The organism is Actinokineospora bangkokensis, assembly GCF_001940455.1.
In the GTDB taxonomy this organism is placed as follows: Bacteria; Actinomycetota; Actinomycetes; order Mycobacteriales; family Pseudonocardiaceae; genus Actinokineospora; species Actinokineospora bangkokensis.
Genome location: NZ_MKQR01000028.1, coordinates 518,889 through 533,505 on the forward strand (window position 1 = coordinate 518,889; position 14,617 = coordinate 533,505).

A 14,617-nucleotide genomic window follows, 5' to 3' on the forward strand; every position below is an offset into this window, starting at 1 on the left:
GGTCACGACCGGCCGCGGAACACCCCCGACGCCGCGCACACCGGCGCCAGCAGCACCTCCGCCGCCAGCGCGTACCCCGCCCCGTTCGGGTGGAACCGGTCATCGCTGAACAGGTCCTGCGGGCGGGCCAGGAAGTGCGGCGACAGCAGCGCCGCCAGCGGCACCGACGTCGCCCCCGTCCCCGCCAGCTCCCGCGCCTGCGCCCTGGCCAGCGCCAGGCTCCACCGCCGGGCCACCGTCCGCAGCGGCTGCGGGATCGGCATCACCGCCCCCAGGTCCGGGCACGTGCCCACCACCACGGCCGTCCCCGCCGCCAGCAGCCGCCGCACCTGCTCGGCCAGCAGCGCCGCCGAGGTGTGCACCCCCATCCTGGCGGTCACGTCGTTGCCGCCCACGATCACCACCGCGGTCGCGGGCGGCGCCAGCAGCACCTCGTCGACCTGCGCCTCCAGGCCCGTGGTGCGCGCACCGCTCACCGCGTGCGTCGACAACCGCACCGGCCTGCCCGACTCCTCCGCCAACCCGCGCGCCAACCGCACCCCCGGCAGCGCCTCCGGCACCTCCGCCCCCAACCCCGCCGCGCTCGAATCGCCCAGCACCGCCAGGGTCAGCAGGTCCCGCGCCTCCGCCAGCGGGAACGGCCCCGACCCGTCCGGCAGGTAGAACCCGTCGGCGTTCAACGGCGCGTCCACCGGCGTCCCGATCACCGACCGCGCCTGCCGCGACTGGCTGTTCAACAAGGAGTACGCCGCACCGGACAACCCACCCACCGAGCACGCCGCCAGCGCCAGCGCCCGGAGACCGCTCAGCCCGCCCATGGCCCTCCCCCTCCCGTGCCGGGTGTCCTGTCCTGACGTATAGCCCCCGTCCGCGGTTCCGCGTTACCCCCAACCCCGTCCCGGGGGTGTCCCGCGCCCGCTGCGGATAGGGTGTCCGCAGGTCCGCGCCGTGTAGCACAGCACAGGAGGAACCGGTGGACTACGCCGAGCACGTCATCGACCTGGTGGGCAACACCCCCCTGGTCAAGCTGAACTCGATGGCGGCGGGGCTGCGGCCCACGGTGCTCGCCAAGGTCGAGTACTTCAACCCCGGCGGCAGCGTCAAGGACCGCATCGCCCTGCGCATGGTCGAGGCGGCCGAGCGCTCCGGCGAACTGCGCCCCGGCGGCACCATCGTCGAGCCCACCTCGGGCAACACCGGCGTCGGCCTGGCCCTGGTCGCCCAGCGCCGCGGCTACAAGTGCGTGTTCGTCTGCCCGGACAAGGTCAGCGAGGACAAGCGCAACGTCCTCAAGGCCTACGGCGCCGAGGTCGTGGTCTGCCCCACCTCCGTCGCCCCCGAGCACCCGGACTCCTACTACAACGTCTCCGACCGGCTCGTCCGCGAGATCGAGGGCGCCTGGAAGCCCAACCAGTACGCCAACCCGGAGAACCCGGCCAGCCACTACCACTCCACCGGCCCCGAGCTGTGGGAGCAGACCGGCGGCCGCATCACCCACTTCGTCGCGGGCGTCGGCACCGGCGGCACCATCTCCGGCACCGGCCGCTACCTCAAGGAGGTCTCCGGCGGGAAGGTCCAGGTCATCGGCGCCGACCCCGAGGGCTCGGTGTACTCCGGCGGCTCCGGGCGCCCCTACCTGGTCGAGGGCGTCGGCGAGGACTTCTGGCCGACCACCTACGACAAGGAGGTCGCCGACGAGATCATCGCCGTCAGCGACCGCGAGTCTTTCGAGACCACCCGCCGCCTCGCCCGCGAGGAGGGCCTGCTCGTCGGCGGCTCCTGCGGCATGGCCGCCGCCGCCGCGCTGCGCCTGGCCGAGCGCCTCGGCCCCGACGACGTGGTCGTCGTCCTGCTGCCCGACGGCGGCCGCGGCTACCTGTCCAAGGTCTTCAGCGACCCGTGGATGACCCAGTACGGCTTCCTGCCGCCCGCGCACTCCGGCGCCACCATCGGCGACGTGCTGCGCGGCAAGGGCAGGGGCAACGCCCTGCCCGACTTCATCCACGGCCACCCCACCGAGACCGTCGCCGACGCGGTGGCCATCCTGCGCGAGTACGGCGTCAGCCAGATGCCCGTCGTCAACGCCGAACCCCCGGTCATGGCCGCCGAGGTCGTCGGCGCGGTCAACGAGAAGGACCTGCTCGACGCGCTGTTCGCCGGCAAGGCCGCGCTCGCCGACACCCTCGACCGGCACATGGGCGACCCGCTGCCCACCATCGGCGCGGGCGAGAGCGTCGACTCGGCCATGGCCGCCCTCGCCGCCGCCGACGCCGCCCTCGTCCTCGACGACGGCAAGCCCGCCGGCGTGGTGACCAGGCAAGACCTGCTCGGCTTCCTCGCCGGGCGGTGACCGCCCCGGCCCGCCCCAGCGCGAACACCCAGCGTGGCGTTCGCGGTGGAGCGGGCACCCGGACGGCCCATCCGATAGCGTTAACGATCAGACAGTCCGATGTTCCAGGTCACAAGGGGTGGGAAACCCGATGAGCGCTCCCCAGCCGCCCAATCCGCCGTGGCAGGGCGGTCAACCCCAGGATCCGGGGCAGTCCGGTCCTGAGTACACCGCTCCGCCCGGCGACACCGCCGGGGCCGACGGCGTCGAGCGCACCCAGGCCATCCGCCCGGGCCAGCCCGCCCCCGGCCAGGACGACTCGGCCGACAAGACCCAGGTGGTGCGCCCCGGCCAGACCGGCGGGTCCGGCTCGGGCACCGACGCCACCCAGATGGTGCCGCCGGGCAGCGTCCCCCAGTCGCCGCCCTACGCCCCGCCGCCGAGCGCCACCGACTCGCCCGCGGGCGGGTTCGGGCAGCCGCAGAACCCCTACGGCCAGCCCCAGCCCGGCTACGGCCAGCAGCCGCCCCCGCCGCCCGGCTACGGCCAGCCCGGCGCGTACGGCCAGCCGCAGAACCCGTATGGCCAGCCCCAGGGCGGCTTCGGCCAGCCCGCCGGAGCCGTGGCGAGGGAGGCCCAGGCCACCAACCCCGGCCTGATCGCCACGATCATCCAGGGCAGCGTCGCGCTGCTCGGCCTGGTCAGCCTCATCCTGTCGATCATCGCGCTGTCCGCGGCGATCAGCGCGGCCTCCTACGACCCGGCCGATCGCTGCGACACCATCGAACCGGAGTTGCGCGCGGCGTGCGTCGACGCGGTCAGCCAGTACTCCAGCGACAGCAGCGGCGCCAGCGCGCTCAGCGTCATCATCGCCATCGTGCTGCTGCTCGCCTCCGCCGCGGCCATCGCGGGCGCGGTGCTGCTGTTCATGAAGAAGACCAACTACGGGCACCTGCTCGTCGTCGGCGGCGGTGGCGCGATGCTGCTGCTGTCGATCATCCTGGGCATCTCCTACACCTTCCTCGGCAGCGTCACCACGATCCTGGTGTTCGGCCTGCTCATCGCGGCCGCCGGTGCCCTGTGGTTCTTCCCGCAGACCAAGCCGTTCATCTCCGCCAACGAGCCCATGGGCGGCTTCAGCGGCTCCGGCGGCGGCCCCGGCCAGGGCGGCCCCGGTGGCTTCGGCCAGCAGCAGCACAACCCGTACGGCCAGCCGCAGAACCCGTACGGCCAGCCCCAGCAGCCCGGCCCCTACGGCCAGCCCCCGCAGCAGCAGCCCGGCCAGTACGGCCAGCCGCAGCAGCCGGGCCCCTACGGCCAGCCCCCGCAGCAGCCCGGCCCCTACGGCCAGCCGCCCGCGGGCGGTCAGCAGCAGCCGCCGCAGCAGCAGTGGCCCTCCTGATGACCTAGAACGACCCCCGCAGGCCCCGACCGCACGCTGGTCGGGGCCTGCGGCGTTCCCACCCCTATTCCCCATAGTGGGATGAATCCCGGATTGTGGACAGCACCGGCGTACCCTCTAACCTGGATCACATGGCTGATGACACGTCGCGCTGGGGGTTCGAGACCCGGGCCATCCACGCCGGTCAGGAACCCGACCCCCGCACCGGGTCGGTGATCGTCCCCATCTACGCCACCTCCACCTTCGCCCAGGACGGCGTCGGCGGGCTGCGCGACGGCGGCTACGAGTACTCGCGGTCGGCCAACCCCACCCGCACCGCCCTGGAGCAGGCCCTGGCCTCCCTGGAGGGCGGCCGCCACGGCCTCGCCTTCGCCTCCGGCATGGCCGCCGCCGACGTCGCCCTGCGCAGCCTGACCCGCCCCGGCGACCACGTCATCCTCGGCAACGACGCCTACGGCGGCACCTTCCGCCTGCTCGACAAGGTCCTCAAGCTCTGGGGCGTCGAGCACACCGCCGTCGACCTCGCCGACCTCGCCGCCACCCGCGCCGCGGTCCGCCCCACCACCCGGGTCATCTGGGCCGAGACCCCGACCAACCCGCTGCTGGGCATCACCGACATCGCGGGCCTGGCCACCGTCGCCGCCGAGGCGGGCGCGAAGCTCGTCATCGACAACACCTTCGCCACCCCGTACCTGCAATCCCCCCTCGGCCTGGGCGCCGACGTCGTCCTGCACTCCACCACCAAGTACCTCGGCGGCCACTCCGACGTCGTCGGCGGCGCCCTCATCACCTCCGACGACGAGCTCAACGACGCCTTCGCCTTCCTCCGCAACGCCTCCGGCGCCGTCCCCGGCCCCTTCGACTCCTGGCTCGTCCTGCGCGGCGCCAAGACCCTCGCCCTGCGCATGGAGCGCCACAGCGACAACGCCGAACGCGTCGTCGAGGCCCTCACCACCCACCCCCGCGTCACCCGCGTCTACTACCCCGGCCTCCCCGACCACCCCGGCCACGAGATCGCCGCCAAGCAGATGCGCCGCTTCGGCGGCATGGTCTCCTTCGCCGTCGACGGCGGCGAACAAGCCGCCCTCGACGTCGTCAGCCGCACCAAGCTCTTCACCCTCGCCGAATCCCTCGGCGGCATCGAATCCCTCATCGAGCACCCCGGCAAGATGACCCACGCCAGCGCCGCGGGCTCCCCCCTCCAGGTCCCCCCGGACGTCATCCGCGCCTCCGTCGGCATCGAAGACCCCACCGACCTGGTCCAGGACCTCCTCCAGGCCCTCGACTGACCTGCCCGGTCGTCCCCCGCCCCGGCAGCCGGCTCATGCCCGGCTGCCGGGGTTCCTGCGCTCGCTGCGGTCCCGGCACGCTGGTTCGGCCGAAGTGGGCTCGGATCCGTTTCTGATTCGGCCGGGTCCTTGCTGGTGCGGGCTTGGGTTCGCTCGCTGGTTCGGTTGGGTGCTGTCGGCGCAGGGCTCAGGTTCGGCGCCAGTTCGGCTGGTCGCTTCTGGCGCGGGTTGGAGTTCGCGCACTGCTTCGGCCCGGCGCCGTTGTTGCGGGCTCGACTGCTGCGGTCCAGCGCCGTTGTTGCGGACCCGGGTGCGGCACGAGGCCGGGCACGGGTGAGGGCTGGTCCGACGCTGGCCATGCCCAGGAGTTCCGGTCTGATTGTCCGTGCGCCAGCGGTAAGCAGCCGGTCCACTTCGGACCTGTCCGCTCGGTGCGTCTGTTGCGCCTGCGACCGCAACGCCTGACGTCCGCTTGGTTGAGCATCATCGGCTCGGGAGAGCCGAGTGGGCCGAGCACGCCGCGCGCGTGCGTTTCCAGTTCCGGGTGGGGAATGGCGGGTCGGGATGGGTCCGTGGTGGTGTGGGTGGGGTGGCGGGTGAGGGGTGGAGGTCCGCCCCCGCGCGCCGTTCCTATTGCTCTAGCTTAACGATGGGGACCGACAGGAAATGGGCCGTCGGAGCGGTTGTCCACAACCCGGTCGAGTGAATCTTGGGGGTGTTGGGAAGTGCTGATCGGGAGAGTAGTGGGGCCCACCGACAAAGCAGCCTCCCCGGGGAATGGGGAGGCTGGGGGTGGCTAGGGGCTGACCTGGCGGATGCGGTCTATGCCGGAGCCGGGGTCGCCCGCCGGGGCGTGGTGGTCGGGGGCCGCGGGGGGTTGGGGGGCGGCCGGGAGGTCTTGGGTGTCGAGGCAGCTGCCGACGAGTTCGATGTCGGGGCCGCGCTGGACGTATTCGCCCGCGTCGGCGCAGCCTGCGCTGGAGACGGTGAAGAAGGCGACGGCGGCGAGGGTGAGGGCGGCGGCGGCTGCGGAGGCGACGGCCACTGCCCCCGTCGAGCGCGTGCCGCGTGCCATTGTGATCTCCCGGTGTGGTTCGGCCTCCGTCGAGCAGCCTACTCCCCGGTTGGTTGGGGCACCTGAGGACGGGCTGAGACGGGGGTGCCGTTCTGCCTGGGGAGACGGGCGGGGGCTGGTTCTTGGCAAGCGGTGACAGTTGTTCGGGTCAGGGGTGCTGAATTGCGCGGTTGGGGAGCCGGAGGGGCTGATCGGCGTGAGCGCAGCCACCAGCACGGGAACCCGGGCACGGCTGTGGGGCGGACCCGCGGGCCCGCCCCACAGCTTCAGGGACGTCAGAGGTTGCCGCGGCGGTCCTGCTCGCGCTCGATGGCCTCGAAGAGGGCCTTGAAGTTGCCCTTGCCGAAGCCGAGGGAGCCGTGGCGCTCGATCATCTCGTAGAAGACGGTGGGGCGGTCGCCGACGGGCTTGGTGAAGATCTGGAGGAGGTAGCCGTCCTCGTCGCGGTCGACGAGGATGGCGTTCTCCTTGAGGACCTCGATGGGGACGCGGACCTGGCCGATGCGGGCGCGCAGCTCGGGGTCCTCGTAGTAGGAGTCGGGGACGTCGAGGAACTCGACGCCCGCGGCGCGCATGGCGCGGACGGTGGCGATGATGTCGTTGGTGGCCAGCGCGATGTGCTGGCAGCCGGGGCCGCCGTAGAACTCCAGGTACTCGTCGATCTGGGACTTCTTCTGGGCGATGGCGGGCTCGTTGAGCGGGAACTTGACCCGGTGGTTGCCGTTGGAGACGACCTTGCTCATCAGCGCCGAGTACTCGGTGGCGATGTCGTCGCCGACGAACTCCGCCATGTTCACGAAGCCCATGACGCGGTTGTACCAGTCCACCCAGTAGTCCATCTTGCCCAGCTCGACGTTGCCGACGCAGTGGTCGATGGCCTGGAAGAGGCGCTTGGGGGCGTCGGCGGGGCGCTGGAGGGTGCCCTGCCTGGCGACGTAGCCGGGCAGGTAGGGGCCGTGGTAGCGGGAGCGGTCGACCAGGGTGTGCCGGGTCTTGCCGTAGGTGGCGATGGCGGCCACCCGGACGGTGCCGTGCTCGTCGGAGACCTCGTGCGGCTCGTCGAGGACGGTGGCGCCCTGCGCGCGGGCGTGGGCGACGCACTTGTCGACGTCGGCGACCTCCAGGGCGAGGTCGGTGATGCCGTCGCCGTGGGCGCGGTGGTGGTCGAGCAGCGGGGAGGACGGGTCGACCCCGCCGGAGATGACGAACCGGGCGCCGCCGGAGGTCAGCACGAACGACTTGTGGTCGCGGTTGCCGGTCTCCGGGCCGGAGTAGGCGACCAGGTTCATCCCGAACGCGGCCTGGTAGAACAGCGCGGTCTGGGTGGCGTTGCCCACCACGAACACGACCGCGTCCATGGCCTTGACCGGGAAGGGGTCGCGGCTCTCGTCGTACTCGACGAGCCCCACGAGCTGGCGCAGCTGGTCGAAGCTCACCTCGTCCATCGCACGGGTCACGGCGATCCTCCCTCTCCGGTGTCGGTGGACCCAGCGTGCGGCCGCCAGGGCAGCTTGTGCAAGGGATGCGATTTCGCCTGTGCAGGTTGTAGGGTCTTGACCCGTCCCCGCCGGGCAGGGTGGGCAGTCTGTTCAGGAGGTTCGTGGTGGATGCACTGGATGCGCGCCTGCTGCTGTTGCTGACCGACGAGCCGCGCCTGGGCGTGCTGGAGTGCTCCCGGCGGCTGGGGGTGGCCCGGGGCACGGTGCAGGCGCGGATGGACCGGCTGGAGGAGCGCGGGGTGCTGACCGGGTTCCCGCCCGCGCTCGACCTCGCCGCGATGGGCTACGGGCTGACCGCGTTCGCCGTGCTGGAGATCGCCCAGGGCAAGCGGGCCCCGGTGACGGCCAGGCTGGGGGAGATCCCGGAGGTGTGCGAGGTGCACGCGACCACCGGCGAGGGCGACCTGCTCATCCGCGTGGTGGCCAGGGACAACGACGACCTGCAGCGGGTGATCGATCAGGTGGTGGAGATCGAGTGGGTGCGCCGCACCTCGACCTCGATCGCCCTGTCGACCCCGGTGGCGCCGCGGGTGCGCCCGCTGCTGGAGCGGGTGCTGCGCTGAGGGGTGGGCACGCGCGAGACCCCCGCCCGGTGCTCCGGGCGGGGGTCTCGGTGAGCCGTGGGGGTCAGCCCGAGTAGGGCTCGGCCTTGTTCAGGGTGACCTTCTGGGTCTTGCCGTTGGGCAGCTCGTACTCGCGGGTCTCGCCCTCCTTGGCGCCCAGCAGGGCCTTGCCCAGGGGGGACTCCGGCGAGTAGACCTCGATGGCGCCCTCGCCGCCCTCCTCGCGGGTGGCCAGCAGGAAGGTCTCGTCCTCGTCGTCGCCCTCGTAGCGGACGGTGAGCACCATGCCCGGGCCCGCGATGCCGTTGGCGGCGGGGGTCTCGCCGACCTTGGCGCCGCGCAGCAGCTCCTGCAGGTGGCGGATGCGGGCCTCCTGCTGGCCCTGCTCCTCGCGGGCGGCGTGGTAGCCGCCGTTCTCCTTGAGGTCACCCTCCTCGCGGGAGGTGTTGATCTTCTGCGCGATGACCGGGCGGTTCTCGATGAGCTCGTCGAGCTCGCTCTTGAGCCGGTTGTAGGCCTCCTGGGTCAGCCAGGTCACCTGGGTGTCGCTCACGGTCACCAACTCCTCGTCGTACCAGGGCAGTCCCCGGGCAGAACACACCCGGGATGTGAAAAACACGGCCCTCCTAGGGGCCGTGCCGGTAGTCGAGAATACCACGAACACCCGTGCTAAAACGTCCGAAAAGTCCGTTTCCGGCCCGTCGGGCGCGGAGTTCACCCCGATGGCGGCCGCTGCGTGGACAGGTATGCGGGCACCTGGTAAGAGCAGCCGAACACGTCCGCGGTCACCGGCTCGGTCCCGCTGGTGATGACGGTCGACACCCGGGTCGGGGAGCTGCCCGGCGGCACGTAGACCTCCTTGCGGCCGCCCTCCTGCCCGTCGATCCCGCGGGTGCGCACCACGCACACCGCGGCCTGCTCCGGGGTGCGGCGGGTGACGTCGAAGGCGAACTCCATCCGGTTGCCCGGCAGGTTCGCGAACGTCGCCCGCTCCGCCTCGATCGGCGCGGACCCCAGGTTGCGGTAGGCCACCCACGTGACCCCGCCGCCGACCACCAACCCCGCGGCGACCAGCGCCACCACCGCGGGCCGGGAGAGCCTGCCCCGGGGCGTGCCGTAGCGGCCCTCGGGGACCTGCCGGGCTGCCGTGGTCATACGGGGGGCCTCCTGCCGGTGCCGGTCCTGGCGGCGGGAACAATGGGACCCGCGCGGTGGTTGCCCATCGAGTATCCGCCGCGCGCGGGAGCACAGACCACGAGGGGGCCGGGAGAGTCGATGGCGGAGAAGCTGCGGTTGATGGCGGTGCACGCCCACCCCGACGACGAGTCGTCCAAGGGCGCGGCCACCATGGCCAAGTACGTCGCCGAGGGCCACGAGGTCATGGTCGTCACCTGCACCGGCGGGGAGCGCGGCGACATCCTCAACCCGGCGATGGACCGCCCCGAGGTGACCGCCGACATCCCGGCCGTGCGCAGGCAGGAGATGGCCAAGGCCGCCGAGATCCTCGGCGTCGAGCACCGCTGGCTGGGCTTCGTCGACTCGGGCCTGCCCGAGGGCGACCCCAAGCCGCCGCTGCCCGAGGGCTGCTTCGCGCTGGTGCCGCTGGCGGAGTCGGTGCCGCCGCTGGTCCGCGAGATCCGCGCGTTCCGCCCGCACGTGGTGATCACCTACGACGAGAACGGCGGCTACCCGCACCCTGACCACATCCGCTGCCACGAGGTGTCCGTCGCGGCCTTCGACGCCGCCGCCGACCCCGACCAGCACCCCGAGCTGGGGGAGCCGTGGCAGGCGCTCAAGCTGTACTACTCGCACGGCTTCTCCCGCCAGCGCCTGGTGGCCATCCACGAGGCGCTGCTGGCCGCGGGCCTGGAGTCGCCCTACGAGGAGTGGCTGAAGAACTGGGACGCCTCGCGCGGCGACAACGCCGACCGGGTCACCACCAAGGTCGAGTGCGCGGAGTACTTCGAGGTCCGCGACGCCGCGCTGCTGGCCCACGCCACCCAGATCGACCCGAACAGCCGGTGGTTCGCCGTGCCGCTGGACATCCAGCGCCAGGTGTGGCCGGTCGAGGAGTACGAGCTGGTCCGCTCCCTGGTCGACAGCACCCTGCCCGAGGACGACCTGTTCTCCGGGCTGCGCGAGAAGGCCGCGTTGTGACCAGCTCCCCCCTCGACACCGCCCTCGACGCCGCGGTGCCCGCCCCGGACGCCTCGCTGCACCTGGCCCAGACCAGCGTCGCCCCGCCGCCCGGGCCCGCCGACCCCGGCGGGCAGGGGGAGGACTTCGGCAAGTCCTCCCCGCTGGGCTTCCTCATCCTGGTGCTGTTCTTCATCGCGGTCGCGTTCCTGATCCGGTCCATGACCAAGCACCTCAAGCGCCTGCCCGAGTCGTTCGACGACAAGCCGGCGGGCGAGGACGCGGGGGCGGTGGACGACGCCGACGGCGCGCCGTCCCCCACCCCCGACACCAAGCCCTGACCGGGCCGGGCCGCACAACCCCGGTCTCACGGCCCCGGTCTCACAGCCGCGGGTCCACCGGTTCGGACTCCATGGCCAGCACGGCGAACACGCACTCGTGCACCCGCCACAGGGGTTCGCCCGCCGCGGCCCGGTCGAGCGCTTCCAGGCCGAGGGCGTACTCGCGCAGGGCCAGGGAGCACTTGTGGCCGAGGTTGCGCTTGCGCAGCCGCGGCAGGTGCTGGAGGTAGTCCGGGCCGTAGATGAGCCGCAGGTACTCCGGCCCGCGGACCTTGATCCCCGGCTGCACCAGCTCGCGCCCGGACCCGGTGAGGTTGGCCGCGGGCTTGACGACCATCCCCTCCCCGCCCGCGGCCACCAGCGCCTCCCACCACGCCACGCCCTCGTCCACCGAGCCGGGCGCCACCACCAGCCTGCGGGTGGGCGCGAACAGCGGGTCCGCCGCGCACAGCTGGTCGGCGACGGACAGGTGCCACAGGTGCGGTTCGCGGGCGTAGCTGCGGCCCTCGGACGCCAGCACCTGGAACGGGGCCAGCCGCACACCGTCCAAACCGGACGTCGGCGCGCAGTAGCGGCGGTAGGCGTCGCGGAAGGCGCCGACGTTGTCCGAGCGCAGCGCCGTGCGCGCGAGCAGGTCGCCCACGTCGACCCCGCGGGCGGCGGCGGCCGACAGCTCCGACACCGCCGCGGGCAGCACGGCGGCACCTGCGGCGCCGACGGCCGCGTACTGGCCGTTGATCAGCTCCTGGGCCTTGGCGTTCCACGGCACCAGCTCGGCGTCGAGCAGCAGCCAGTCGGTGCCCAGCGACTCCCACAGGCCCGCCGCCGCCACCGCCGCGCGCACCCGCGCCAGCAGCTCGGCGGTCAGCTCGGGGCCGAAGAACGGCCTGCCCGTGCGGGTGTGCACGGCGCCGTCGCCCTCGATGTCGAACCGGCGGGGCGCCACGGCGGCGTCCCGGGTCACCAGGACGACCGCCCGGGAACCCATGTGCTTCTCCTCGCACACGACCTCCGGCACGCCGCGGGAGAACAGCGCCGCGAACGCGCTCGCCGGGTGCTCCAGGACGTCGCCGGAGTCGGCGGTGTCGGTGGGCGCCATGGTCGGCGGCAGGTAGAGCAGCCACCGCGGGTCCACCGCGAACCGGCTCATCACCTCCAGCGCCGCCGCGGCCTGGTCGCCGCGCACGGTGACCAGGCCGAGCGACGAGGTCTCCACCGCGCGCCTGCCCAGCACGTCGTCCAGGGCGAGCCCGCGCGGGGCGTGCCGGGCGACCGCCAGCGGCTTCACCGGCTCGTACCAGGTCTGGTGCGCCGGGACCGACACCACCTGCCGCTCGGGGTAGCGCAGTGCGGTCAGCTTGCCGCCGAACACCACACCCGTGTCCAGGCACATGGTGTTGTTCACCCACTCCGCCTCGGGGGTGGGGGTGTGCCCGTAGAGGACCATCGCCCGGCCGCGGTAGTCCTCCGCCCACGGGTAGCGCACCGGCAGCCCGTACTCGTCGGTCTCGCCCGTGGTGTCGCCGTAGAGCGCGAAGCTGCGCACCTTGCCCGACGCGCGGCGGTGGTAGTGCTCGGGCAGGCCCGCGTGCGCGACCACCAGCCGCCCGCCGTCGAGGACGTAGTGGGCGATGAGGCCGTCGCAGAACGCGCGGGCGCGCTGGGTGAACTCCGGGCCCTCGGCCGCCAGCTGCTCCAGGGACTCCGCGAGGCCGTGGGAGGTGGTGACCTTGCGGCCGTTGAGCGCGCGCACCAGCTTCTGCTCGTGGTTGCCGCACACCGCGAACGCCGTGCCCGCCTCGACCATGCCCATCGCCAGGCGCAGCACGCCGGGGGTGTCCGGGCCGCGGTCGACGAGGTCCCCGACGAACACCGCCCGGCGGCCCGCCGGGTGCGCGGCGCCGGTCGCTCGGCCGTGGTCGTCGCGCTCGACCCGGTAGCCCAGCTCGTCGAGCAGCTCCTCCAGCTCGGCCCGGCAGCCGTGCACGTCACCGATGACGTCGAACGGGCCGGTCTCGTGCCGCAGGTCGTTGCGCAGCCGCTCGTAGCCGATGGTGGCGGCCGCGATCTCCTCCGGGCCGCGCAGGTGGAACACGCGGCGGAAGCCCTCGCGGTGCAGGTTCGGCAGCGACTTGCGCAGCTGGGTGAGGTGCCTGCGCACCACGTGCGGGCCGAAGTCGCGGTCGGGTCGGGCCGCGTTGCGCTCCAGGCACACCCGCTCCGGCACGTCGAGCACCACCGCGATCGGCAGCACGTGGTGCTCCTTGGCCAGCGCCAGCAGCTCCGCGCGCACCTCCCGCTGCACGTTGGTCGCGTCGACGACGGTGACGAGTCCGTTGCGCAAGCGCTTGCCCACGACGTAGTGCAGGACGTCGAAGGCGTCGCCGGAGGCCGCCTGGTCGTTCTCGTCGTCGCTGACCAGGCCGCGGAAGTAGTCGCTGGAGAGCACCTGCGTGGGCAGGAAGCGCTCGCGGGCGAAGGTGGACTTGCCCGAGCCGGAGGCGCCCACCAGCACCACCAGCGCCATGTCCGGGATCGTGATCTCCATCAGCCCTCCACCAGCGAGAAGATGGCCAGCTGCGTCGGCGGGCCGTGCACCGGGTCCTCGGGGCCGACGGGCAGGAACCGCGCGGTGTAGCCCATCCGCGCGCACACCCCGTCCGCCCACTCCCGGAACTGCGCGCGCGTCCACTCGAACCGGTGGTCGCGGTGGCGCAGGTGCCCGGCGGGCAGGGTCTCGAACAGCGCGTTGTGCTCGACGTTGGGGGTGGTGACGACGACGTGCCGGGGCCGGGCGACGCCGAACACCGCCTGCTCCAGCGCCCGGTGCCTGCTCAGGTCGACGTGCTCGACGACCTCCATCAGCACCGCGGCGTCGTACCCGGTCAGCGACGGGTCGGCGTAGGTCAGCGAGGACTGGCGCACCGACACCCGCGCGCGCACCCGGTCGGGCAACCGGTCGACCCGGCGCGCGGCGATGGCCACCGCCCCCGCGGCCACGTCCGTGCCGACGACCTCGGTGAAGGTCGGGTCGGCGGCCAGCGCGCGCAGCAGGGCCCCGCCGCCGCAGCCGAGGTCGAGCACCCGCCGGGCGCCGACCTCCTGCAGCGCGGCCAGCACCGCCCGCACCCTGGCGTGCGCCAGCGGTTCCCGGTCCGGCGCCGCCGACTCGGCCTCGGCCGCCGCGTCGTCCAGCTCCTCGGCGGGGCTGTTGTCCAGCTCGGCCAACCTGCCCAGCGCGGCGGCCACCAGCCGCGGCCGGTGCGCCAGGTAGCGGCGGGTGATCTGCTCCCTGAGCGGGTGGCCCGGCAGCCAGTCCGCGCCCGCGGCGAGCAGCTTGTCCACCTCGTCGTCGGCGAGCCGGTAGTGCTTGGCGCCGTCGAGCACCGGCAGCAGCACGTAGAGCTGGCGCAGCGCGTCGGCCACCCGGTGCTCGCCGGTGAGCACCAGGTCCAGGTGCGGCGCGTCGCCCCACTCCGGGAACGCCGGGTCCAGCGGCACCGGGGTCGCCGCGACCGCCCAGCCCAGCGGCTCGAACAGCTCCCGCGCCCGCCCGCCGCCGCGGCAGGCCACCGCGGGCAGGTGCACCCGCAGCGGGATGGCGGTCGCGGCCAGCTCCGGTCGGGCGTCGCAGCGGCCGGTCATGGCCGTGCGGAACACGTGCCGCAGCGCCACCGCGAGCATCGACCCCGCCGCGTAGGGGCGGTCGTTGACGTACTGGTCCAGCGTCGCCGCGGGGCCGCGCACCAGCGCCACCGGGTCGACCTCCACCAGCAGCGCGGCCGTGCAGGCCGCCTCGTCGGCGCGCGGGTAGAACACGTGCGCCCTCCCGCCCGCCGTGCCGAACGACTGCGCCTTGTCGGGATGCTTGAACAGCAGGAACCCGAGGTCGGTCGCCGGTCGGTGGGTGGTCGTCATGGTGAGCAGCACCGGACAAGTGTGGACCGCCGCCGTGCCCCGGGCCACGGGTTTTGGGACGCTGG

Annotated in this window: 13 protein-coding genes; 6 read left to right on the top strand and 7 right to left on the bottom strand. The window is 73.2% G+C overall.

The features are described 5' to 3' along the window. Positions 1 to 2: 2 nt before the first annotated feature. On the bottom strand, positions 3 to 818 hold the full coding sequence (locus tag BJP25_RS29400) for an SGNH/GDSL hydrolase family protein (protein WP_075978237.1): 816 nt from the start codon (positions 816 to 818) through the stop codon (positions 3 to 5). Positions 819 to 973: 155 nt separating this feature from the next. Between BJP25_RS29400 and BJP25_RS29405 the strand changes: the two genes are divergently transcribed. From BJP25_RS29405 to BJP25_RS29415, 3 genes are all read left to right on the top strand, one after another. After that, positions 974 to 2,350: a cystathionine beta-synthase gene (locus BJP25_RS29405; RefSeq protein ID WP_075978238.1), complete on the top strand. Its 1,377-nt coding sequence runs from the start codon at positions 974 to 976 to the stop codon at positions 2,348 to 2,350. A 130-nt stretch (positions 2,351 to 2,480) separates the two neighbouring features. Further along, positions 2,481 to 3,731: a hypothetical protein gene (locus tag BJP25_RS35135; RefSeq protein ID WP_075978239.1), complete on the top strand. Its 1,251-nt coding sequence runs from the start codon at positions 2,481 to 2,483 to the stop codon at positions 3,729 to 3,731. Between the two features lie 131 nt (positions 3,732 to 3,862). Further along, positions 3,863 to 5,020: a cystathionine gamma-synthase gene (locus tag BJP25_RS29415; protein ID WP_075978240.1), complete on the top strand. Its 1,158-nt coding sequence runs from the start codon at positions 3,863 to 3,865 to the stop codon at positions 5,018 to 5,020. Positions 5,021 to 5,816: 796 nt separating this feature from the next. Here BJP25_RS29415 and BJP25_RS29420 read toward each other — a convergent pair. Beyond that, positions 5,817 to 6,095: a hypothetical protein gene (locus BJP25_RS29420; protein ID WP_075978241.1), complete on the bottom strand. Its 279-nt coding sequence runs from the start codon at positions 6,093 to 6,095 to the stop codon at positions 5,817 to 5,819. Positions 6,096 to 6,370: 275 nt separating this feature from the next. Next, the gene (gene hppD / locus BJP25_RS29425) at positions 6,371 to 7,540 is read right to left on the bottom strand and encodes a 4-hydroxyphenylpyruvate dioxygenase (protein ID WP_075978242.1); all 1,170 of its coding nucleotides are present in this window, start codon (positions 7,538 to 7,540) and stop codon (positions 6,371 to 6,373) included. A gap of 158 nt (positions 7,541 to 7,698) precedes the next feature. Between hppD and BJP25_RS29430 the strand changes: the two genes are divergently transcribed. Then, complete coding sequence (locus BJP25_RS29430; protein ID WP_456318649.1) at positions 7,699 to 8,157, top strand: Lrp/AsnC family transcriptional regulator; 459 nt, start codon at positions 7,699 to 7,701, stop codon at positions 8,155 to 8,157. 64 nt (positions 8,158 to 8,221) lie between these two features. On the opposite strand, the gene greA is transcribed toward BJP25_RS29430, so the two are convergent. Continuing rightward, positions 8,222 to 8,716, bottom strand: coding sequence for a transcription elongation factor GreA (gene greA, locus BJP25_RS29435; RefSeq protein WP_075978244.1), 495 nt, complete (start codon positions 8,714 to 8,716; stop codon positions 8,222 to 8,224). A gap of 155 nt (positions 8,717 to 8,871) precedes the next feature. Beyond that, complete coding sequence (locus BJP25_RS29440) at positions 8,872 to 9,312, bottom strand: DUF4307 domain-containing protein (RefSeq protein ID WP_075978245.1); 441 nt, start codon at positions 9,310 to 9,312, stop codon at positions 8,872 to 8,874. A 120-nt stretch (positions 9,313 to 9,432) separates the two neighbouring features. On the opposite strand from BJP25_RS29440, the gene mca reads away from it, so the two are divergent. Both mca and BJP25_RS29450 read left to right on the top strand, forming a co-directional pair. Continuing rightward, entirely contained in the window at positions 9,433 to 10,314 is an 882-nt protein-coding gene (gene mca / locus BJP25_RS29445; RefSeq protein WP_075978246.1) for a mycothiol conjugate amidase Mca, read from the top strand. Further along, complete coding sequence (locus BJP25_RS29450; protein WP_408607231.1) at positions 10,311 to 10,634, top strand: hypothetical protein; 324 nt, start codon at positions 10,311 to 10,313, stop codon at positions 10,632 to 10,634. The genes mca and BJP25_RS29450 overlap by 4 nt, the downstream gene beginning before the upstream one ends. Positions 10,635 to 10,674: 40 nt before the next feature. On the opposite strand, the gene BJP25_RS29455 is transcribed toward BJP25_RS29450, so the two are convergent. Continuing rightward, on the bottom strand, positions 10,675 to 13,182 hold the full coding sequence (locus tag BJP25_RS29455; protein ID WP_075978247.1) for a polynucleotide kinase-phosphatase: 2,508 nt from the start codon (positions 13,180 to 13,182) through the stop codon (positions 10,675 to 10,677). Continuing rightward, a complete protein-coding gene (locus BJP25_RS29460) occupies positions 13,182 to 14,564 on the bottom strand; it encodes a 3' terminal RNA ribose 2'-O-methyltransferase Hen1 (protein WP_075978248.1) in 1,383 nt (460 codons plus the stop codon). Before BJP25_RS29460 ends, BJP25_RS29455 begins: the two co-directional genes overlap by 1 nt. Positions 14,565 to 14,617: the final 53 nt, after the last annotated feature.

What these genes read in the sequence shown, in the direction of transcription:
- BJP25_RS29440 (WP_075978245.1), bottom strand. Translation starts at nt 9,312, where the DNA reads ATGACCACGGCAGCCCGGCAGGTCCCCGAGGGCCGCTACGGCACGCCC.
- BJP25_RS29420 (WP_075978241.1), bottom strand. Translation starts at nt 6,095, where the DNA reads ATGGCACGCGGCACGCGCTCGACGGGGGCAGTGGCCGTCGCCTCCGCA.
- hppD (WP_075978242.1), bottom strand. Translation starts at nt 7,540, where the DNA reads ATGGACGAGGTGAGCTTCGACCAGCTGCGCCAGCTCGTGGGGCTCGTC.
- BJP25_RS35135 (WP_075978239.1), top strand. Translation starts at nt 2,481, where the DNA reads ATGAGCGCTCCCCAGCCGCCCAATCCGCCGTGGCAGGGCGGTCAACCC.
- BJP25_RS29400 (WP_075978237.1), bottom strand. Translation starts at nt 818, where the DNA reads ATGGGCGGGCTGAGCGGTCTCCGGGCGCTGGCGCTGGCGGCGTGCTCG.
- BJP25_RS29455 (WP_075978247.1), bottom strand. Translation starts at nt 13,182, where the DNA reads ATGGAGATCACGATCCCGGACATGGCGCTGGTGGTGCTGGTGGGCGCC.
- mca (WP_075978246.1), top strand. Translation starts at nt 9,433, where the DNA reads ATGGCGGAGAAGCTGCGGTTGATGGCGGTGCACGCCCACCCCGACGAC.
- BJP25_RS29415 (WP_075978240.1), top strand. Translation starts at nt 3,863, where the DNA reads ATGGCTGATGACACGTCGCGCTGGGGGTTCGAGACCCGGGCCATCCAC.